At 66.3% G+C, this 20,984-nt stretch carries 15 protein-coding genes; 7 read left to right on the top strand and 8 right to left on the bottom strand.

What is annotated here, in order from left to right; genetic code table 11:
• The first annotated feature begins 9 nt into the window (after positions 1-9).
• The 3 genes from ASC63_RS07985 to ASC63_RS07975 are packed head-to-tail and all read left to right on the top strand — an operon-like array spanning position 10 to position 1,810.
• Positions 10-483, top strand: a complete 474-nt coding sequence (locus tag ASC63_RS07985) for a MaoC family dehydratase (protein ID WP_055811681.1) — start codon at positions 10-12, stop codon at positions 481-483.
• A complete protein-coding gene (locus ASC63_RS07980; protein WP_055811678.1) occupies positions 480-1,391 on the top strand; it encodes an SDR family NAD(P)-dependent oxidoreductase in 912 nt (303 codons plus the stop codon). The genes ASC63_RS07985 and ASC63_RS07980 overlap by 4 nt, the downstream gene beginning before the upstream one ends.
• Positions 1,388-1,810: an acyl-CoA thioesterase gene (locus ASC63_RS07975; RefSeq protein ID WP_055811675.1), complete on the top strand. Its 423-nt coding sequence runs from the start codon at positions 1,388-1,390 to the stop codon at positions 1,808-1,810. The genes ASC63_RS07980 and ASC63_RS07975 overlap by 4 nt, the downstream gene beginning before the upstream one ends.
• 52 nt (positions 1,811-1,862) lie before the next feature.
• Here ASC63_RS07975 and ASC63_RS16865 read toward each other — a convergent pair whose 3' ends face one another.
• The 4 genes from ASC63_RS16865 to ASC63_RS07955 all read right to left on the bottom strand — a co-directional run bounded on the left by ASC63_RS16865 (position 1,863) and on the right by ASC63_RS07955 (position 7,189).
• A complete protein-coding gene (locus tag ASC63_RS16865) occupies positions 1,863-2,381 on the bottom strand; it encodes a YbhB/YbcL family Raf kinase inhibitor-like protein (RefSeq protein WP_442915066.1) in 519 nt (172 codons plus the stop codon).
• Between the two features lie 14 nt (positions 2,382-2,395).
• Entirely contained in the window at positions 2,396-3,436 is a 1,041-nt protein-coding gene (locus tag ASC63_RS07965; RefSeq protein ID WP_055811669.1) for an FUSC family protein, read from the bottom strand.
• 73 nt (positions 3,437-3,509) lie between these two features.
• On the bottom strand, positions 3,510-6,008 hold the full coding sequence (locus ASC63_RS07960; protein WP_055811667.1) for an ATP-dependent helicase: 2,499 nt from the start codon (positions 6,006-6,008) through the stop codon (positions 3,510-3,512).
• Between the two features lie 155 nt (positions 6,009-6,163).
• Positions 6,164-7,189, bottom strand: coding sequence for a glycerophosphodiester phosphodiesterase family protein (locus ASC63_RS07955; RefSeq protein ID WP_055811664.1), 1,026 nt, complete (start codon positions 7,187-7,189; stop codon positions 6,164-6,166).
• 60 nt (positions 7,190-7,249) lie between these two features.
• Between ASC63_RS07955 and ASC63_RS07950 the strand changes: the two genes are divergently transcribed.
• The 3 genes from ASC63_RS07950 to ASC63_RS16280 all read left to right on the top strand — a co-directional run bounded on the left by ASC63_RS07950 (position 7,250) and on the right by ASC63_RS16280 (position 8,980).
• Positions 7,250-7,825, top strand: coding sequence for a hypothetical protein (locus ASC63_RS07950; protein ID WP_055811660.1), 576 nt, complete (start codon positions 7,250-7,252; stop codon positions 7,823-7,825).
• Between the two features lie 73 nt (positions 7,826-7,898).
• Entirely contained in the window at positions 7,899-8,714 is an 816-nt protein-coding gene (locus ASC63_RS07945; RefSeq protein WP_055811658.1) for a Bax inhibitor-1/YccA family protein, read from the top strand.
• 95 nt (positions 8,715-8,809) lie between these two features.
• Positions 8,810-8,980, top strand: a complete 171-nt coding sequence (locus ASC63_RS16280; protein ID WP_157487631.1) for a hypothetical protein — start codon at positions 8,810-8,812, stop codon at positions 8,978-8,980.
• 104 nt (positions 8,981-9,084) lie between these two features.
• On the opposite strand, the gene acs is transcribed toward ASC63_RS16280, so the two are convergent.
• The 4 genes from acs to ASC63_RS07925 all read right to left on the bottom strand — a co-directional run bounded on the left by acs (position 9,085) and on the right by ASC63_RS07925 (position 17,962).
• Positions 9,085-11,064, bottom strand: coding sequence for an acetate--CoA ligase (gene acs / locus ASC63_RS07940; RefSeq protein WP_055811655.1), 1,980 nt, complete (start codon positions 11,062-11,064; stop codon positions 9,085-9,087).
• A gap of 12 nt (positions 11,065-11,076) precedes the next feature.
• On the bottom strand, positions 11,077-11,709 hold the full coding sequence (locus ASC63_RS07935) for an acetate uptake transporter (protein WP_055811652.1): 633 nt from the start codon (positions 11,707-11,709) through the stop codon (positions 11,077-11,079).
• Positions 11,710-11,846: 137 nt separating this feature from the next.
• Entirely contained in the window at positions 11,847-12,158 is a 312-nt protein-coding gene (locus tag ASC63_RS07930) for a hypothetical protein (protein ID WP_055811649.1), read from the bottom strand.
• A gap of 89 nt (positions 12,159-12,247) precedes the next feature.
• On the bottom strand, positions 12,248-17,962 hold the full coding sequence (locus ASC63_RS07925; RefSeq protein ID WP_157487630.1) for a beta strand repeat-containing protein: 5,715 nt from the start codon (positions 17,960-17,962) through the stop codon (positions 12,248-12,250).
• Between the two features lie 430 nt (positions 17,963-18,392).
• On the opposite strand from ASC63_RS07925, the gene ASC63_RS07920 reads away from it, so the two are divergent.
• On the top strand, positions 18,393-20,978 hold the full coding sequence (locus ASC63_RS07920; RefSeq protein ID WP_162242886.1) for a LuxR C-terminal-related transcriptional regulator: 2,586 nt from the start codon (positions 18,393-18,395) through the stop codon (positions 20,976-20,978).
• The last annotated feature ends 6 nt before the right edge of the window (positions 20,979-20,984 follow it).

Here is a 20,984-nt window from a genome sequence, read left to right as displayed (position 1 = left end):
GAACCGTCCATGACTACTGACACCCCCGTCGTCAAGACCTCGACGACCATCGCCGGCCTGAAAGACCTGGTCGGCACGAAGCTCGGCCCATCGTCGTGGCGCACCGTCACGCAGGAGCAGGTGAACCAGTTCGCCGACCTCACCGGTGACCACAACCGCGTGCACATCGACCCGGAGTTCGCCAAGAACACGCCGTTCGGCGGCACCATCGTGCACGGCTACTTCACCCTCGCGCTCATCGTGCCGCTCATGGAGGAATTCATCGAGGTCACCGACCTGGGCACCGGCATCAACTACGGACTCGACAAGCTGCGCTTTCCGGCGCCCGTGCTGGTAGGGGCGCGCATCCGCGTCTCTTCGGTGCTCACGAGCGTCACCGATGTCGCCGGCGGCGTTCAGGCCGTCTATGAGAACACCTTCGAGGCGGAGGGCCAGGCCAAGCCGGTCGCCGTCTCCGTCATGATCGTGAGGTACTACGCATGAGCGGCATCAGCCTCGACGGCAAGGTCGCCATCGTCACGGGCAGCGGGCAGGGGCTCGGGCTCGCCTACGCGAAGGCGCTGGCAGCGGCCGGCGCATCCGTGGTGATCAACGACGTGAATCCCGACACCGCGGCATCCGCCGTCGCCTCGATCACGGATGCCGGCGGCAAGGCCGTCGCCGTCGTCGCGCCGGTGGGCCCCACCGAAACGGCCGACAAGCTCGTCGAGACGGCTGTCTCGGAGTTCGGTCGCCTCGATATTCTCGTCACGAACGCCGGAGTGCTGCGCGACACCGTGCTGTGGAAGATGAGCGACGACGACTTCGACCTCGTCATTCAGACCCACCTGCGCGGCACGTTCACCACGGGGCGCGCCGCAGCGATCCGCATGCGCGAGCAGGGCGAGGGCGGGCGCATCATCGTGATCGGCTCCCCCGCCGGCCAGCACGGCAACTTCGGCCAGACCAACTACTCGGCGGCGAAGGCCGGCATCGTGGCGATGGCGCGTACCTGGTCGCTCGAGCTGGCCCGCGCGAACATCACCGTGAACGCGGTGGTGCCCACGGCGCTCACCGCCATGACGGCCACGATTCCGATCTACAAGGATGTCTACGCCGACTACGAGGCGGGCAAGCCGCTGCCCCGCGTGGTGCGCCAGGAACACGCGCTCGGCGGGCCGGAGGATGTGGCCCCCGTGCTCGTGTGGCTGGCCTCAGACGACTCGGCGTCGGTCACGGGGCAGGCAATAGGCATCGGCGGAGACAAGCTGTCGCTGTACTCACACTCCGATGAGATCTCGCTCGAATACCGCGAAGGCGGCTGGAGCGCAGACGAGATCTCGGCAGCGTGGCCCGCGACCTTTGCCGAGCACCAGCAGAAATCCGGCATCGTTCTTCCCCCGATCGAATGACCGAGGCGGCGGCCGAGCCCGGCGGCGGCACCGGTCCACTCGTGCGCGTGCGTCTGCGCGTGCAGTGGGTGGACACGGATGCCGGCGGCCGCATCCATCACACCGCCGCGTTCCGCTGGGCGGAGCTGGCCGAGCATGAGCTGCTGCGTGCGGCGGGGGCATCCGTTCTCACGGTCTTTCCTCGCCGTCACGTGGAGGCGACGTTCCACCGGGCGCTCGCCTTCGACGACGAGTTCGTGCTCGAGATCGAGGTCGCGCGCGTCGGGTCATCCTCGATCGGTTACGCGTGGCGGGCGCTGCGCGACGACGAGTTGTGCTTCGAAGGCACGACGGCCGCCGTGCACGTCGGTGCCGACGGCACCCCGGAGCCCCTGCCTGCGGAGCTACGCGCCGCCCTCACCGCCCCGCGCGGGCAGTGAGCCGCTCTGACCCGCACTGAGCCGCACTGAGCCGCCCTGACCCGCGCACTATTCAGGAGCTTCTTGGCGACACGCCGCGCCCGGGCATGCGCGAGCGGCGTGTCGCCAAGAAACTCCTGAATTGAGCGCACGCAGATACAGTCAGCGCATGGCGCTCGGGCTCAGGGGTATCGCGGCCGAGGGCGGCAAGGGTGAAGGTGTCGGGCAGCTCGAGCGGGTAGTTCAGGGCGAAGAGTTGGAAAACGTAGGAGTGCTGACCGTGCGAGCGTACCGGCATGGGGCCGGCCCAACCGCGGTGGCCGAGGGCGCCTGTGCCGGGTTTGAGTCCGCCAATCGAGCTGGGCTGGGTGAGACCACCCTCAGGGATGCAGTGCAGCGCCGGGTCTATGCCTCGAGTGAGCGCATGGGTCGCGGCCTTCCCGATAGGCACGTCAGGGTCTTGCACGATGAGCACGAGTTCCGCTGTGCCGATCGGCGGCGTTGTCCAGGCGAGGTCGGGTGAGAGAGCGCGATCGCCCGCGCCTGTGCGCTGCTCGGTAACATCGCCGACGCCTGGCCCGTGGGCGCAGATGAGGAAGTTCGGCGTCAGCGCAGTCGCGCGAGCCGCGGCTCGACCACACGCGCCAGCAGTACAAGTACGAGCCCAATCGCGGCGCCGAGCGCGGTCTCGATGACCCTGTCCACAAGAAGTTGCCCGACCGGCACCGGACTGGCCATGTGCGACACGGTAATGGCAAGCGGGGTGATGAACAGCAGCGCTGCCCCGTAGTGGCGACCGACGAGAATCTCCGCACCGAATTGCGCGACGATGACAACGATGATGAGCAGCAGTTGCGACGGCCCTGGCAGAAGAATGAGGCCCGTCACCACAACGCCGGCCGTCGTTCCCGCAATGCGGTGCAGTGAGCGAGTGATGGAATGCTTCGCCCCCGGAGGCGGGAGCACCGCTATCACGCTGACAACGGCCCAGTACGGATGCCCGATTCCGAGCGCCATGGCTATGGCGCCGGCGGCAAGAACTCCGATGAGACTCTGCGCGATGGAGAAGAGCACTGCCCGATCCCGCCAAACACGACGGCGCCGCACTGGTCGTCGGGGCAGAGCCTTGAACAGGGAGGAGTTGCGTTCGCCCGCCAGCCGTCGAACCGCCCACCCCGACATCACGAGCAGCCAGGCTAACGCCGCGCAGGCCATCGCCAGAAGCAGCCTGCCGCCGAGCTCTCCGAGCGGAGTCGGCAACAGCGCGCACACCGTGAACGCGAACACGAAGAAGATGGGCGTGGGCGGAAACATTCCGACCCGCGCCTCCGTGATGATGCCGGCTGCGATCACGACGAGCAGGCCCAGCACGACCACGGCGAGCGGCGCCGATGCCGCGGCCATGACAGCTCCGAGCGCGATGCACACGAGAAGACCGATGCCTGCTGCGGTTACCGTGCGTAGCCGCGCGCGGTACGGCTCGCTGCGCCCGTAGAGGGCAGTCATGGCGCCGAAGGAGGCGTACGCGGTGAGATCCATGCGCCCGGATGCATACAGCGCGAACAGCGGAACGGCCACCGCAATTCCGGCCCGGGTCGCCACCTCGAATTCCAGGCCCCGAACCACCGGAAGCCAGCGGCGAATCATCTAGAGCTCGTCAGAGTTTCTCAATGGGGGCGACACAGACGCATTGTGTCGCCAATAAGGAGGGTGAAGCTCGTCAGAGTTTCTCAATGGGAGCAATCTTGATGAGGAGCTTCTTCGTACCCGCCGCGTCAAACTGCACGTGAGCCACGCGCTTGGTGCCCTCGCCGGTCACCGCGTTCACGCGACCTTCGCCGAAATCGCTGTGCCGAATGCGATCCCCCGCTTCCAGGGTCAGGTCACCATTGTCGCGCACCGTGCCCGTCACGCGGTTGGGCCATTCCGCCTTGGGCTTGCCCGGCGCGAGCGCCGGGCTCTCAGACCAGCGGCCGCCCGCCCGGGTCTCGCCGCCGCGGCCACCGTATCCGCTTGAGCCGGAGAGTGAATCACGCCGACCGTTCAGCGCGCGCGTCTGCGTGCCGCCACGGCTGGTCGCCGTGCCCGGCGACTGCCGCCAGTCGATCAGTTCACCGGGAATCTCCTGCAGGTACCGGCTCGGCATCGCAACGGCGGTCTCGCCATACTGTGCGCGCGTCATCGCGAGCGAGAGATACAACCGCTTGCGCGCCCGCGTGATGCCCACGTAGAACAGCCGCCGCTCCTCCGCAGGCCCGCCCGGCTCTGCGGCCGACATGCGGTGCGGCAGCAGATCTTCCTCGACGCCGGTGAGGAAAACGGCGTCATATTCGAGGCCCTTGGCCGTGTGCAGCGTCATGAGCGAGACGGTTCCGCTGGAATCGTCGAGATCATCGGCGGCGGCCACGAGCGAGACCTCGGTGAGAAAGTCGATGAGCGTGCCGTCGGGGTTGTTCTTCGCGAACTCCTTGGTCACCGCCACGAGCTCGTCCACGTTCTCTGCCCGCGCCTCATCCTGCGGGTCACGGCTGGTGCGCAGCGCCTCGATGAAACCACTCTTCTCGAGCAGAAACGTCAGCACCGCAGAGGCGGGTTCGACGCCGCCCGGGGCATCCGGGTCGATCATGGCCGCCGCCTCGTCGAGCAGCGTCGCCAGTTGCAGAATCGCCCCGGTCACCTTGGGCCCGAGACCGAGCGAGCCGGCGTCGCGCATGGCCTGGCGGTAGCTCACCTGGTTGTCTTCGGCCCAGTTGTTCAGCTGCGTCTCGGTGGCCGGCCCGATACCGCGCTTCGGTGTGTTCAGAATGCGGCGCAGCGCCATCGGATCCTGCGGGTTCGCGACGCTGATCAGGTACGCCATCGCATCCTTGATCTCGGCCCGTTCGTAGAACTTGGTGCCGCCCATGATGCGGTACGGCAACGCCGAGCGAATGAAAATCTCCTCCAGCGCGCGCGTCTGTGCGTTGGTGCGATAGAAGACGGCGATGTTACGGTAATCGGTGCCGGCGGCGTGCAGCTTCTCGATCTCGTCGGCCACGAACTGCGCCTCGTCATGACCGGAATAGCCCGTGAATCCCACGATCTTCTCGCCGTCGCCCACGCTCGTCCACAGCTTCTTGTCTTTGCGATCGAAGTTGTGCGAGATCACCGCATTGGCCGCGGAGAGAATGTTCTGGGTTGAGCGGTAGTTCTGCTCGAGCAGCACCACCTTGGCGCCACGAAAGTCCCGCTCGAATTCCGAGATGTTGCGGATGTCCGCCCCGCGGAACGCATAGATCGACTGGTCGGAGTCGCCCACGACGGTCAGCGAGGCGCCGGGAATCGCGCCCGTGGCATCCTGCATCGCCCTCACATGCAGCCCCTGCGCCTCCATGTCATCTGCAAGCTCGGCCGTGACCGGCTGGGTGAGTTCGCGGATGAGCGAGTATTGCGCATGGTTCGTGTCCTGGTACTCGTCAACCAGAATGTGCCGGAAGCGGCGCTGATACAGCGCGGCGATCTTCGGGAACGCCCGAAACAGGTACACGGTCTCGGCGATGAGATCGTCGAAATCGTAGGCGTTTGCGCGCCGCAGCTCGCGCGTGTACTGCCGCCAGATCTCGAGGAACATGACCTCCTGCGGGTCGTTCAGGTTGGCATCGCGCGCGTAGGATTCGACATCGGCCAGCTCGTTCTTGAGCTTGGAGATCTTGCCCGAGACGGATGCGACGGTGAAGCCGAGCGTGTCGGCATCCAGCTGCTTGATGATGCGTTTGGTGAGGGCGCGCGTGTCGCCCGAATCGTAGATGGTGAAGCTGGTCGTCTTGCCGAGGCTCTCGGCCTCGCGGCGAAGGATGCGCACGCACGCCGAGTGGAAGGTGGAGATCCACATGCCCTGCGCGGCCTGGCCCATGAGCGCCTCGACGCGCTCGCGCATCTCGGCCGCGGCCTTGTTCGTGAAGGTGATGGCGAGAATCTGGCTGGGCCACGCCTCCCTGGCATCGATGAGACTCGCGATGCGTCGGGTGAGCACGCTCGTCTTGCCGGAGCCGGCGCCCGCGACGATGAGCAGGGCTGGCCCGCGGTACTCGACCGCCTCGCGCTGCTGCGGGTTGAGCCCGTCGAGCAGGCGGTCGGATGCCTCGCCCGAGCCGCCGGGCCCTGCCGCTCCGTCCACAATCACGGGGGTCGCGGCGGTACGCCCGGGCGCGCCGGAGTCAGGCTCGATCAGAAAGGTCATCGTGAAGCCAATTCTAGGCGAGGCCCCTGACAAGCGCCCGCCTCTGCTGGTTGAGGAGCGCGAGGAACGAGCGCGTCTCGAAACCAGCCGCGCCACGCAGGTTTCGAGACGCGGCCTCGTCCCTCGACCGCTCCTCAACCAGCGAAGAGGCTCTGCTACCGCCCGTCGCGCACGGCCACGGCCAGGTCCGGCTGGTCGGCGAAGACGCCGTCGACACCCGAGCTGAGCAGCAGGCCGAACTGCGAGCGCCAGTCGCCGTAGTCGGCATCGCGCTCGCCGCGGCGAAAGTTCGGGGCGAGAAAGCGGTTCTCTGCGCGCAGCGTCCAGCAGAACACGCCGAGTCCGGCCGAGTGGGCATCGTCGACAAGTCCGGTGACACCGATTGCCGCACCCGTGGCATCCGTCTCGAACAGCATCGAGGTGTTCACGCTCACCCCGTTCACGCGCTCGACGGGCGGAGCCGATGCCAGCTCGTACAGGCCGCGCTCGGTCACATCGTGCGCATACTCAACCGCCGCACTGCCCGCGGATGCCACGCGATCGTACGGCGCACCGCTCGCCTCCACGAGATACACCCGTTCGCTGTGGATGCCGCGCGCATGAACCTGCGAGAGCACCGTCTTCTCGAAACATTCCACCGTGAGCATGTCCTGGTCCCAGCCGCTCTCCTTCACCTCGGCCGCGAACAGTTCGTCCAGCGGCAGGCCGATGCCGGCGAAATAGCTGGGGTGCTTGATCTCGGCCACGATGCCGATGGGGCGATCCGCGAGCGCGGAGGCGGCATCCGCGATCTCGAACAGGTCGGCCAGGCGCAGAATCGGGTAGAGGCCGCCGAAGGTGCTGCTCGCCTGTCGCAGCGGGCCGAGCCGCTCCGTGGCTCGCAGACCCGAGAGTTCCGCCCAGGTGAAGTCCTCGGTGAACCAGCCGGTGAGCTCGACGCCGTCGACGGTCTTCGTCGCGCGACGATCGGCGAACTCGGGGTGGTCGGCCACATCGGTGGTGGTCGAGATCTCGTTCTCGTGCCGAATCACGAGCACACCGTCGCGCGTGGCCACGATGTCGGGCTCAACCGCGTCGGCGCCGAGCGCGAAGGCGAGTTCGTACGCTGCGGCGGTGTGTTCGGGGCGGTAGCCGCTCGCTCCACGGTGACCGATGACGACGGGAGACGGATGCGAGCCCATGGCTCGATACTATGACGCGCCCTCGCGAGCTCCGTTGGCGAGAGTGCCACAATCGATATCGTGACCGCCGCGCCCACTCCGACCGCCCCGCGCTGGGTCGAGCCCACGTCGCTGCTGCCGTTGCGCTGGGGTCGTTACCGGCCACGTGTTCTCGCCGGCCTCGCGCTCGTCACGCTGGGCGTCGCATCCGTGCAGATCACCACGACGTACAGCCTGCAATTTCTCGCCCTCGGATGCCTGTTGCAGGCCATCGGCTGGACGATTCTGCCCTCGGTCGGCTGGAGGCGCATGACGGTGTTCGTTCCGGCGATCCTGGCATCGTGCCTGCTTCTCGGCGGCGGCGGATTCGCGGGGTCGCTGGCGGTCATCCTCGCTGCCTGGCTGCTCGTGCGGCACCGCCCGCCTCTCGCGTTCGTGCTCGCGATAGCCCCCATTCTGCTCGGGATACTCGTGAGCGGTACCATCCCCGATGGCATCGAGGTCGACTACAACTCGGGGTGGGTAGTGCTTACCGCGGGTGCCATCGTGACAGTCGGATGCGCCTGGACCGCCCGCGCGTTCTCCGCGTGGACCGCATCCCGCGCAGCATCAAGCACCCATGGAACTATCAGCCGCGACACGGGTGATCTCCGATAGATTGAGGTGAACGGCGGCGTTCATGCCCGCCCATTACGTGCATCACGTGATGTACGCGAGAGCAGAGGAACACATGGCATCCCGCAACCCCGCCCTTTCGAAGAACCCGGCGTTCAAGCCCGGCAACGGCGCAGCATTCGCCACCGAGACCGCCCAGGCCACGCAGCTGGCCACCGCCGAGGGCCTGCAGAACCTCTATGAGTCTCCGTCGGCAACCTCCTCCGACACCGACCGCATGAGCTACGAAGACACCATCGGCAAGACGGTGGTGCTCTTCATCGTGCTGCTGCTTGCTGCCGGCGTCGGCTGGTTCGTGCCGTATGTCTGGATCGCCGGCGCTGTGGTCGGCCTCGTTCTCGGTCTCGTCAACGCCTTTAAGAAGGAGCCATCCGCGCCGCTGATCGTCGCGTACGCCGCAGCACAGGGCCTGTTCATCGGCGGAATCTCGGCGTTCTTCGAGGCTAACTGGGGCGGCGTGGTCATGCAGGCCGTGCTCGCCACGCTCGTGGTCTTCGGCGTCACGCTTGCGCTGTTCGCCAGCGGCAAGGTGCGCGCCTCCAAGAAGGCCACCAAGGTCTTTCTCATCGCCATGATCGGCTATGGGGTGTTCAGCCTCGCCAATGTGGGCTTCATGATCTTCGGCAACAGCGACATGGCGTTCGGCTGGCGCTCGCAGCTGGTCTTCGGCATCCCGCTGGGCATCATCATCGGCGTGCTCGCCGTGATCATGGCCGCGTACTCGCTGGTGCTCGACTTCGACTTCATCAAGAACGGCGTCGCGAACCGCGCCCCGCGCAAGTACGGCTGGACCGGAGCATTCGGCCTCATGGTCACGATCATCTGGCTCTACATCGAGTTCCTGCGCATGTTCGCCCTCTCCCGCAACTAGCCCGCCTTCGGGGGCGGGGCCGCTTCACACGCCCGATGCCGCGCGCAGCTAGCGCGCATCCGTCGCCGTGCTTGTGAGGCGCGGTACGCTGCAGCATGCAGATTCTCGCTATGCTCGCGACCCTTGCGCTATACCTCGTGCCGGTCGCCGTCGTGCTCTTTCTCGTCTATTGGATCGTGCGCAAGGCGATTCGGGACGAGCTCGGCGCCCGCGCGAACCCGATCCCCGCCCCGCCCGGCGGGGCCGATTCCGACGAGACGCCATAGCCCGCTGCCGTCGTCATGCCGACTCGTGCCAAATGGCCCTCCCCAGCATACGGAGAGGGCCATTTGGCGCGACTCGTGAGCGGGTAGCCCACGCGCAAAACGCGTTAGTCGTCGGTGTGGGAGCCGCTCGCCATACCCGTCTGGATCAGATCCATCACCGTGGAGTCGGCCAGCGTTGTGACGTCGCCGATCTCGCGGTTCTCGGCCACATCGCGCAGCAGCCGCCTCATGATCTTGCCGCTGCGGGTCTTGGGCAGTTCGGCCACGACCATGATCTGGCGCGGCCGGGCGAGCTTGCCGATCTGACTGGCGACGTGTTCGCGCAGCTCCGAGACCACGTGCGGCCCGCCGTCGGCGGCCTCACTGCGCAGAATCACGAACGCCACGACAGCCTGGCCGGTCATCTCATCGGATGCCCCGACAACCGCCGCCTCCGCAACCTTCGGGTTCGACACCAGCGCCGACTCGATCTCGGTCGTCGAGAGCCGGTGACCCGAGACGTTCATCACGTCGTCCACCCGGCCGAGCAGCCAGATGTCGCCGTCCTCGTCCTTCTTCGCGCCATCGCCGGCAAAGTACTTGCCGGGGAACCGCGACCAGTACGTGTCGACGTAGCGGTCGTCGTCCCCCCAGATCGTGCGCAGCATGGCGGGCCACGGTTCGGTGAGCACGACGTACCCGCCCGATCCGTTCGGCACCGAGTTGCCGGCGTCGTCGACAACGTCCGCCACGATTCCGGGAAGGGCCTTCATGGCGGCGCCCGGCTTGCCGGCGGTCACACCGGGCAGCGGGCTGATCATGATCATGCCCGTCTCGGTCTGCCACCAGGTGTCGACCACGGGCGTGTTGTCGTGGCCGACATGGTGCCGGTACCAGACGTACGCTTCCGGGTTGATGGGCTCGCCGACCGAGCCGATCAGCTTGAGCGAGGAGAGGTCGTACTTGGCCGGTACCTGCGCCCCCCACTTCATCAGTGTGCGGATGGCGGTGGGCGCGCAGTACAGCTGCGTCACCTTGTACTTGTCGATGATCTCCCACCAGCGGCCCTGGTGCGGCGAATCCGGCGTGCCCTCATACAGCACCGAGGTGGTGCCGTTGGCGAGCGGGCCGTACACGATGTAACTGTGCCCGGTGACCCAGCCGATGTCGGCGGCGGTCCAGTAGACATCCGTCTCGGGCTTGAGGTCGAACACGGCCCACTGCGTGTATGAACAGCCGACCATGTACCCGCCGGTGGTGTGCAGAATGCCCTTCGGCTTGCCCGTGGTTCCCGAGGTGTACATGACGTACAGCGGATGCTCCGCGTCGAACGCCTGCACCTCGTGCGTCTTCGAGGCCTTCTCCACCGTGTCGTGCCACCAGACGTCGCGGCCATCGGTCCACTCGACGTCGTCGCCGGTGCGCTTGACGACGAGCACGGTGTCGACGTCGGCGCCATCGGCGATGGCCTGGTCGACGGCCGGCTTGAGCGGCGACGCGGCGCCCTTGCGGAATCCCCCGTCGGCCGTGATGACAACGCGGGCCTGGCAGTCGTCGATGCGGCTGCGCAGCGAATCGGCGGAGAAGCCGCCGAACACGACGGTGTGCGGGGCGCCGAGGCGCGCGCAGGCGAGCATGGCGACGACCGTCTCCGGAATCATCGGCATGTAGATGGCCACCCGGTCACCGGTCTTCACACCCAGCTCGGTGAGCGCGTTGGCCGCCTGGCACACGAGCTCGGTCAGCTCCCTGTAGGTGATCGTGCGGGTGTCGCCACGGTCGCCCTCGAAGTAGTACGCGACACGATCGCCGAGGCCGGCCTCCACGTGCCGGTCAAGGCAGTTGTATGCGGCGTTGAGCTTGCCGCCGACGAACCATTTGGCGAACGGCGGGTTGGACCAGTCCAGGGCCTGCGTCCACGGCTCGCTCCACGACAGCCTCTTGGCCTGCTTCTCCCAGAACGCGAGGCGATCCTCGGATGCCTCCGTGTAGGCATCCGCCTTCACATTCGCCTGAGCGGCGAACGCGTCGCTCGGGGCGAAACGCCGGTTCTCGTGCAGCAGATTGGAAATCGTTTGGTCGGACTGTGCCGATGCGTCTGTCATAGTGCGCCTTTGCTACTTGCTTGACGGGCCGACGGGAAGCACGACCCGCTTGAAGGTGAAGTTGGTCACCGTTGCGAACGAACCATACCAAGCTAGCAGCGCGGTGAGGATGCCCAGGTAGCCACCGAGCGTCGAGATGCCCTTCGTGCCGGAGAATTCGCCGATCGCGAGGGCGAAGAAGGTGAGGGTCAGGAAGACGAACACCAGGAAGACCACCCAGTTCGTGCGGAACGCCGCGATGGTCATGTACAGCGTGAAGATTCCCCACGCCAGAAGGTAGAGCCCGACCGCGGCACCGGCGTCGGCGGTGGGCACCTTGACGAAGGTCTCCAAGTACCAGAACGACAGCCAGAAAGCACCATACGAACTGAATGCCACGGCACCGAAGGTGTTGCGATTGGCGAACTCCCACATGCCGGCGAAGAGTTGCGCAACCCCTCCATAGAAGAGCGCGAGGCCCATGACGGCGCCGACGGCTCCGCCGGCGACCCAGCCCGCGTTGACGACGCTGAGTACGAAGGTGGTGAGCGCGAATGCGCCGAGGCCGAGCCCGGCGGGGTCGCCGAACGCCGCGGCGACGGCGGCTGCGGGCGAAGCCGGAGCCTCGGGAACGGCGGGGAATCCTGTGTTCTGGGTATGCGACATCTCGGTCGCCTCCTTCCGCGATCGGCCACGATGCCGGTCCGCGATTCACACGATACGCTCAGGAGCCGTCCAGAGGCAGGGGCGCATCCGCCCATCGAGGGTGGGCGCTCCCACGGCGGCAGTGAGGCTCAGGACAACTATCGGGGTTGCGCGCCGGCGATGATGAGCACGCAGGTCAGCGCGCTGGCCGCCATGCAGAGCATCGCAATGGCCATGATGCCCAGTCGCAGCCGTCCCGGCCCGACAAGCAGACGCGCCACGACGATGACCGCGTAGAGCACCACGACGGCAATGACGCCGATGACGGCGACCGCCCGCGGTTCCCGCTGCATCAACGGGATCAGCACTATCACGCTGATGATCGCGAGCAGCGCCCCCATGATGAGCCAGCTCTTGCCGCTCGACGTCGTCAGCGCCGGCTGATCACGTACTCTGCTCGAATTGCGCACGGTACCTCCTCGGCGAACGGTATCCCTCCACCATTCCACGCTCGCGGCTCCTCGACCAGCTGAGGCCCGTCGAGGAGCCGCTCGGCATGTTAGGCGTTTCGACGTCGACGACGGTTGATCACCACGAGCAGGAGTCCGGCCAAGACGAACAAGAGGCTCGCCGCGAGCACGCCCAAGCCGACGTCGGAGCCTGTGCGAGCGAGCGCCGCATCGGCGGCGACCTCAGTCGGTGTCTGCACGATCGGAGCCGGCACGATTCCGGCGATAGTGGTCGCTGTAGACGGATCGGAGACGATCGTGATCTGGTTTGGCAGCGTGCCATGCGCAGTGGCCGTGTTGACCACCTTGCCCGCCTTGGCGTCCGCCTGCGTCACGGTGTACGCCTTGCTCGTCAGCACCAGCGTCTGGCCCGGCCCGATCGCGGCGATCGTACCGGTGACAGCCACCTTCGGATCGTCGATTCCGACATCCGTGATGGTGACCGTTCCGGTGTTCGTGATCGCGAATGTGTACCCGATGGCCTCGTCCGGATTTGCCTTGGAGTCGTGGTTCGCGTCGCTCAGGGTCGCGGTCTTCACGACAGCCAGCCCGGACGTGCTCGGCAAGGCCACGGTCACCTCGCTGTCGCTGGTGACAACGGAGCCGCGCGAAGGAGTGCCGACCGCCGTAGCGGCGTTGACGATTGCTCCCGCGTCAATGTCCTTCTGGGTCACTGCATAAGTGGCCGTTGCCGTCACCTTCTGCCCAGGCGCGAGCGTCGCGAATGAACCCGGCCAGGCCGCGTAGCTGATGTTCGAGAGCCCTGTGAGCCCGTCGGTGATACCCAGGCGAGTGAGGGTGAGGTTTCCGGTGTTGGTGATCTCGAAGGTGAAGTCGACGAGCCCACCCGGTGTGGCGAGAGCAGCGCCGCCATAGTTTCCCGTCTTCACCAGTCGGATGCTCGCGGTCGCGGCAAGCGGAACGTCCGTCTCCGCGGTTCCGAGCACGTCGCCGGCCGTCGGCGTCTTAGCCTTTGCGATGGCTGCGTTGTGCACGGTGCCGGCGTCGATGTCGGCCTGTGTCACCGCGTAAACGGCGGTCGCGCTGACCTTCGAGCCGGGCGCGAGCACGCCGCTTGCGCCCGGCCACGCCCCGTAGGTGACGGACGTCAACCCCGGGAGCGGATCGGCGATGTCGACGCCGTCGACGGTGACGTTTCCGGTGTTCTCGACATCGAACGTGTAGCTGATCTTGTCACCCGCTTTGACCTCGCCGGCGCCGATCGTTCCCTTCTTGGTCAGGGTCAGCGCACCATGCTGCGCGAGGTTGACTCGCGCCTCCCCTGTGGCGATTACGGCAGGACCGCTCGCCGGCTTCGCGGAAGCGGTCGCCTCGTTGATGACGTAGCCACGATCGACGTCTGCCTGCGTGATCGTCGATGTGGCCGTGGCTGTCACGGTCGCGTTCGGAGCGAGGACGCCGTCTGCCGCCGGCCATGTGTAGTAAATGGCCGATACGCCGTTGAGGGTATCGTCGATATCGGCGCTGGTCAGGGTGACGTCGCCGTCGTTGACCAGCTCGAAGCTCCAGGTGATGATGTCGCCCACAGCCGCGTCCCCGGCGCTATTCACGGTGCCGGACTTCGTCAGCTTCAGACTCGTCGTCGATGGAACATTCACGCGCACCGTGGCGTCAGCGGCGACGGCGGCGCCGTTCGGCGCAGTGCCGGTCACGGTGGCGTCGTTCTCCACATAGTGGGCATCCACGTCGTCCTGGGTGAGCGAGTAGCCCGCCGTCGCCGTCACGGACTGGCCGGGCACAAGCAGGCCGGGCCCCGCGGGCCAGCTGTAGCTGAGCGCCGAGAGGCCGCCCAGCGAGTCGGTCAGATCCACTCCAGTGAGGGTGACGTTTCCGGTGTTCTTCGCCACCAGAGTAAAGGTGGCCTGATCACCCGCGGTCGCGATCAGTGCCTCGCCGGACTTGGTCAACTGGATGGCCGGAGCCTGCCCCAGATTGACCGTCGTGCCGGCCGTGGCGTCCACGGCGGCTTTGTCGGCCGTCGTCGCGGAGGTCTGGGCCGTGTTGACAACCTTGCCCGCATCGATGTCGGTCTGGGTGAGCGTGTATGTGGCCGTGGCCTTCACCTGCTCACCTTCGCCGAGAGTGCCTGCGCTCGACGGCCAGGCCCCGAACGTAATAGCCGACAGACCGGCCATCGTGTCCGTAATCCCCACCCCAGACAGAGGTGCACCGCCCGTGTTGCGCGCGGTGAAGGTGTACGTGATCGTGTCGCCGGGCGCCGGGTTGGTGGCGTTGGATGCCGATCCAGTCTTCGTCAGGCTGAGCGCGGCGAGGGCGTCGGTATCGGTCGCCGAACCGGTGAGTTTCTGACCGGGAAAGGCCGGATCGGCCGCCGTTGCCTGTACTCCGTTGGTGAAGTGGTCCGCCACCGAGTCGAGCACGCGAACGGTGACGGAGACGGTGCCGGTCGCGGCGGGGCTCAGAGCCTTGAGGGTCCAGGTGACGACGCCATCGTCGAACTTACCGCCGTTGCTCGCCGAGACGAACTGCAGACCCGCCGGAAGCGTGTCGGTGATGGTGACGGCGCCGAGCGGCTCGAAGGCGAGCGGGTTCTTGACGTCGATCGAGTACGTCAGGTTCTCTCCGACGCTCGCCGCGCTCACACCGTCGCCCTTGGTCACCGCGAGGCTGGTGGCGGCCGCCGTGGCGACCAACTTCGTGGTGTGCTCGTTGTTGTCTGCGTTCGCGTCGAACATCGAGCCTGCGATGGCAGACGTGATGGATGCTCCGGTGGCGGTGACGATGGTGTCCAGGTTCATCGTCGCCGGAAAGCCCACCGCGAAATCGGGCGTGCGGGTGCAGTTCAGTTCGGCCGGACCGGTCACCGGAGCGGCCGTAGCCGCCGTGCAGGTCCAGCCGGCGGGCGCAAGGTCGGTGACATCCACCCCGGCTGTCAGCGTGATCTTCACCGTTGCCGGTGTCGAAGTGCCCGCAATGTTCTCGAAGGTGAACGGCACGGTGGTCGGGCGGCCGATCTGCGTGTCGATCGTGGCCGGTCCGCTTGCGGAGAGATCGGCAGCCTCCACCACCGCGCAGACGGCGGGCGGCTCGGTGACCGGGGTGCTCGAGGAGGAGACCGCGACCGAGTTGCACGCCTTGTCGCCTGCGGCGGGATCGCCGATCACGTCGGCAAGGTAGCTGAACTGCGCGGATGCGCCGACGGCGAGGGCGTCGACCGTCATCTTGACCGCCTGTGCGCCAGCCGCGGTGCTGCCCCAATCGCTCACGCAACCGGGCGCGCTCGGGTAGACCTCCGCTCGGCACGGATTCGCCGAGGTCGAATAGGCCAGCGTGACGCCCGTCACACCGCTCGCACTCTTGATGTGCTCGGTGAAGGTGGACCCGCGCGAGGTCGCGGCCGACGCGGACGTTGCGCCCGTGTCGCCCGGGTACGGGAGGATGTCGTAGCCGACGACGTTCGACAAGGCTGTGTTACCGCCATTGCTGATCGTCACGCGGTACTTAATGCCGGGGGTGTTCGGCGAGACCGGGACTGCGCTGGACGGGTCCGACACCCAGAGGCAGCCGTCGCTCTGGCTGCTGTCGGGCTTGCAGATCTCCTTGGTCACGACCAGTCCCGACGCCGAGCCGATCCTGAGTTGCGTCTCGACGTACGCGTACGACTCGGTGGTGACGCCATCACCATCGAGGTCGGCCGCGTCATCGTAGCGGTACGAGCCCCACGCGTTGCCGAGTGTCGCTCCCCAGACGGCGCTCTTCGCGCCGTAGTTGTGCCCGGCGTCGCCCTGATAGAACTGGGCGGTGCTCAGGGTATTGGCCGGAAGCGATGCGTCGGGCGAGGCCTTCACCGTCATCGCAGGCCAGGTGGCGTTGATGCCCCAGACCGTGCCCGCGGGACGGGCGGCGTAGACGGCCTGCCGCGTCTCGCCATTGACGACAACGGTCTTGTACGTGAAGGTAGCGTCGGAGAGCCCGACGATCGCAGCAGAGTTCGGTTGAATCGTCCATCCGGCCGGAGCGACGAACACATACTGCGGCTGAGAGGCGACTCCTGTTTCCTGATTGCTCGTGACGCCGGTCATGGTGAAGGTGACCAGCTGCCCGGAAACGGGGTTGCCTCCCCCGGGCACCGCCGCGGTGAGGGTCGGTGCGAACACGGCCGGCTTTCGCGTGACGAGCACCGTGGCGTTCGCCGGAGCTGCGCTCAGGGTGCCGAGTTCCGGATTGTCGGGGAAGGCGAGCGAGACCTGTGCGGTGTTGGTGCGGCTGAACCCGTCCAGGGGCACCGTGCCGGTGACCGTGTAGTAGAACCGGATCGGAACGTAGTTTGACTTCGATTGGTCGGTCACCACGTTGTTCGGACCAGCGATTGTCGGCGTCACAACGGTGGCCGACGCAATCGTGCGGCCGGCCGGCGCGGTGTAGTCGGCGCCCGTGTATGTGACGACAGTGGCGTCATCGAGCGTGAGGGTCATGGTCGCGGAACCATTGGGGCTGGTGATTCGATTCACCGGCAGACCGGCCTGGTCGAGGGTCTCGGTGATCGTGCCGACGGCGGGAACATTCGAGCGGTTGTAGACCCGCACCGTCCACTGCTGGCTGCTGCCCGCCCAGACCACGGTGTCGGAGGTTCCGGTCGCGAAGCTCGATGTGGAGAACTTCTCCGATGAACCCGAGGCAAATGGGGTACATCCGTTGACGGTGTGCCGGGTCGACGACGAGGCCGACCTTGTCGCGCCACTGAGGTAGGTGGTGTCGACGGCGAGCGAGGTATCGACGTTGATCACGCAGTTGTTCGGGTCCGTGATCATCGACGACGGAAACCGTACGACTACCGTGCGCGGGCTGCCGACTCCCGACAGAAGGCCCCATCCCGTCGCCGCGTCCTTGCCGGTGTCGGTCCAGGTGACCGTGTTGGTCTGGGCGTTGTAGTCGCCCCCGTTGGAGGCGGAGACGAACACGGCGCCCGCTGGGAGTGTCTGGCTGGCGGTGTAACTCCTGGCACACTCGTACACGGGTTCGCCGTGTCCTCCACCGTCCCACAAACAGCCGGACGTCATGTAATCGGTGTACGTGTAGTCCGAATCCGCGCGGGCGGTCACGAGCTGGGTGCCTGCTGTGCTTGCGGTGAAGAAGCTGATCTGAGGGTCGGGAGTCACGATGTGCCACGTGACCGCATCCGCGGCGGATGCCGAGGTCAGCCCGGGTGAGGTGATCGTGGCGGCTGTCCGCGCCGCATAGCCTTCGGGGAAGAACGATTGCGGCGACGGCGCCGTCGCGCGCACCTGGTAGGTGTACAACATCACGAACGAACCACTCGAACCCGCGCCAAGGTTGCCGAGAGCGATGGTGTACCCATTGGCATCATTGCCCGATCGGGTGGCGCCGGTGGGAAGGGTCGCGCTGCTGAACGCCGCGAACCGGTAGGAGGAGTACGTCGGGTCGAGGGGCATAGCGTCGACCTTGACCGACGCCGACGCGCACGCGGTCGAACCGCACGAGTAGCCCACGCGGACACCCACCAACCGCTCCTGCAGGTCCGTCTGAGAGCTGGTCGAAGCGGTGAGATCCGTGACGCCATTCCCACTCAGATCCACCCACTCGACCGTCACGCCGAGGTCGCCGGGCGCCGCCATCGCCGGTGCGGCCGCGACGCCGCCGATGGTCGTCACGGCGAGAAGCACTGCGACGACGGAGGCCAGGATCGGACGCTTCCTGAGCAAACCGACAACGGCCATTGCCCGGCGAACCAGCGTGCCACCGAGGGCGTAAAGAGTATTCATGTTCAGAGGCCTCCAAAGCCATCCGATGACGAGCGCGAGGGGTGGCGAATCGTCCAGACGGCCCACCACATCTCCATCTAACTGGCTGCATACCGGCGTTCTCGGTAGGGAGCCAATAAATCACCCCGGTCCTCACCCTTGGTCGCTGCGCGGTCTCGTGCAAAGACGGAGGTCGCGGAATCCGGTCAGACGCCGGGTGGGACGTCGTCCGACGATGACGAGCACGTGAATGGGGCGATCCGATAGGCTCGTGACCGGACCGGTCCCGGGCACTACGGAGATGAACACAACGGCGCGGCCGTCGCCTCGCCGTTCGGGGCGATCTGCCGAGGAGGCGTTGGGGGACCGTTCTCGGGACAGGGGGAGGACGGTGCGGTCAACGGCAGGCATAGGAGATCGCGAGCACAAGCGGGACAGTGGCGCTCGCGACGTGGACGACGTCGCCTTCCATTGGAGAGGAGCACTCCCCCGCGCCCCGGAGAAGGTCGTCCGCCGCGAGCGGTTGCACGCGGCGATTGAGAAGGACTCCGCGCTCATCGTTATTCAGGGTCCTGCCGGGTTCGGCAAGACAACAGCAGTCTCCGTATGGGCGAACACACGCCGTGACGATAGCGCCGCTATCATCTGGATGGATGCAAAGCACTCGACCTCGCGAACCTTTTGGTCGGATCTCGCCAGCGCTTTCACGGTGAGCGGCATCATTCTCGATGCGTCCGCCGCATCGCCGTACGCCGCCATCCTCTCGGTCGTGCATGTTCGTTCTTCCGAGCTGACAATCATCCTCGATCGGTTCGACACGGTTGCCGATCGGGAGATCCAGGACGGCCTGCACGAATTGATCGCGCGGAGGCGCGGGCTGAAGGTCATCGTGTGCGTTCGACGCAATGACATCTTCGACTCGGTCGTCTGGTCCGACCTCAGCGCGACCATGATCCGCGCCCGCGACCTGGCTTTCAACTTTCGAGAGACTGCCGAGTTGGCACAAGTGCTCGGGGCCGAACTCGACGAAGGTCAGATCCGCGCCGTGCACGCGGCTGGTCAAGGTTGGCCTGAGCCGACCCGGGCGCTCACCCTCGAGCTGGGCCGTGCGGGACCAGGGCCCATCGACATTGAGACGGTGTCGGCTCGAGTCGCTCGAGATTACCTGCGGCGTCGCCTCGTCCCGGAGTTCGAAATGGATGAACGGCTGAATGTCATCTTCGCAACAGCGCTGCCCGATTCGGTGACGGAGGAGCTCACTGTGGCGGTGAGCGGTGACGAGCGGGCCGCATGCCATCTCAGACGACTCGAAGAGGAAGGGGTCCTCACCACCAACTGGGAAGGCGATGAATTCGTCTATCGTTGGCTTCCCGTTGCCCGGGCCGCACTCCGCGAGGAATTCGAACGACGACAGCCGCAGCGGGTGACGGCGCTCCATTCCCGACTCGCGTCCTGGTACTTTGACCGCCGCGCTTTCGCGCCGGCACTCAGGCACGCGCTGAAGGCAAATGATCTGAAGCACGCGGTTCAGATCATCGAGCATGGCTGGCCCGAGCTGCTCAAAATGCACATGCCGGAGCTCGATGTGGCATTCGCCGCTATTCCGCACGCGCTCATCGCCACTCACCCGCAAGCCGCTGCGGTACGTGACATCCGAATGAACCTGGCATCGCCGACGGACGACCTCCTACTCTCGCTGCCCGATCCTCTGCCAGAGACACCGCGCAAGCTCGAAGCCCTTGCCCGGTCGCCTCTATCGCGACAGGCACTGGGCACGGCGACAGCCATGATGATCGCCATGCGTATGCGCGGACGACTGGCGCACGCCCTCCGCTACGCCGACAAAGCCGAACTCATCGGACGCGTCGGCCGGTTTCATCAGCCGGACACCGTGGTAGCGCAGGCGCCGAATAGCTTCTTGCAGGTCGGCATCACCCGAGGTCTTGCCGATGACCTCCCTCGTGCGATCGAGGTTCTCCGATTTGCCTACGAGCTCGCCCCGGCCTCCACATCAGAACACGTGTCGGTCGACGCCGCAGGCAAAATCGCGCTCTTCTTTTCGCTGCTCGGCAGCACAAAGCAGGCACTGATCTGGCTCGACCGCCACGATCGTCCGTACAGCAAAAGCGACTGGATGGCGCGATGGGTTTCGCTCAGCGGCGCACTGGCTCGAACGCTGATAGCGATTGATCGGCTCGACCGGGTGGCGGCGACCGATGCAATGGCCCGTGTCGAGATCACTGCCCGCGTCGAACAGAGCTGGAGCCCCTTCGTCGCGTACACGCGGGCACGGTACGCCCTCCAGTGGGGGGATCGGCTCGGCGCCCTTGCCCTGGTGCGGCAAGAGAAGCGAAACCGGGCCCCGTGGCTCCGCCATCAGTCCACCATGCAGCCGCTGCTCGATGCCGTCGAGGCGGACCTACTCATCGCGCTCGGCTTGGCCAACCAAGCCGAGCGACTATTGACAAGCGCACCACATCATTCCGCTCTCGACTCCGTACGAGCCCGATTCGCCCTGCTCTCCGGACAGCCCGAACGTGCGCTTCGAAGCGCGACCGCGGGGCTGGCCCGTACAGGCACGCAATACTCGCCGGAGGAACTGCTGCTTATCGCTGCCAGTGCCGAAGGCCGCTTAGGCAATACAGCCGCCGCGCGCGAACTGCTGCGACACGCCCTCGATAGCGTGGGAACCACCGGGACTCTTCGCCCGTTGATGGCCATACCGCGCCACGAGCTGACCGCCCTGATTGCTGAATCGGGCCATGAATCCGATGTGCTCGATGAGCTTGGAAGCACGCCGACTCCGTTTCCACGTGAACTGCGTTTGGTCGAACTGACCGAACGCGAACAGGTGATTCTCGAACGCATCGCAGAAGGGATGAGCACACAGGCAGTGGCCGATGACCTCTTCGTTTCACGCAATACGGTCAAGACGCAAGTGCGCAACCTCTACCTCAAGCTCGGCGTGAAATCGCGTGACGGCGCGGTAGCGCGGGCACACGAGTTCGGTTTGCTCGCAACACCGGCCGCGCCGTGAGGCCGC

The sequence above is a fragment of the Leifsonia sp. Root112D2 genome, assembly GCF_001424905.1.
Classification (GTDB): domain Bacteria; phylum Actinomycetota; class Actinomycetes; order Actinomycetales; family Microbacteriaceae; genus Root112D2.
The sequence above is the reverse complement of the archived record's forward strand: the minus strand, read 5'-3'. Positions and strand labels throughout refer to the sequence as shown.

Excerpts from the sequence above, each read along its gene's own strand:
- ASC63_RS07965 (WP_055811669.1), bottom strand. The coding sequence starts at position 3,436 with ATGATTCGCCGCTGGCTTCCGGTGGTTCGGGGCCTGGAATTCGAGGTG.
- acs (WP_055811655.1), bottom strand. The coding sequence starts at position 11,064 with ATGACAGACGCATCGGCACAGTCCGACCAAACGATTTCCAATCTGCTG.
- ASC63_RS07955 (WP_055811664.1), bottom strand. The coding sequence starts at position 7,189 with ATGGGCTCGCATCCGTCTCCCGTCGTCATCGGTCACCGTGGAGCGAGC.
- ASC63_RS07980 (WP_055811678.1), top strand. The coding sequence starts at position 480 with ATGAGCGGCATCAGCCTCGACGGCAAGGTCGCCATCGTCACGGGCAGC.
- ASC63_RS07935 (WP_055811652.1), bottom strand. The coding sequence starts at position 11,709 with ATGTCGCATACCCAGAACACAGGATTCCCCGCCGTTCCCGAGGCTCCG.
- ASC63_RS07945 (WP_055811658.1), top strand. The coding sequence starts at position 7,899 with ATGGCATCCCGCAACCCCGCCCTTTCGAAGAACCCGGCGTTCAAGCCC.
- ASC63_RS07985 (WP_055811681.1), top strand. The coding sequence starts at position 10 with ATGACTACTGACACCCCCGTCGTCAAGACCTCGACGACCATCGCCGGC.
- ASC63_RS16280 (WP_157487631.1), top strand. The coding sequence starts at position 8,810 with ATGCAGATTCTCGCTATGCTCGCGACCCTTGCGCTATACCTCGTGCCG.
- ASC63_RS07975 (WP_055811675.1), top strand. The coding sequence starts at position 1,388 with ATGACCGAGGCGGCGGCCGAGCCCGGCGGCGGCACCGGTCCACTCGTG.
- ASC63_RS07925 (WP_157487630.1), bottom strand. The coding sequence starts at position 17,962 with ATGAATACTCTTTACGCCCTCGGTGGCACGCTGGTTCGCCGGGCAATG.
- ASC63_RS07960 (WP_055811667.1), bottom strand. The coding sequence starts at position 6,008 with ATGACCTTTCTGATCGAGCCTGACTCCGGCGCGCCCGGGCGTACCGCC.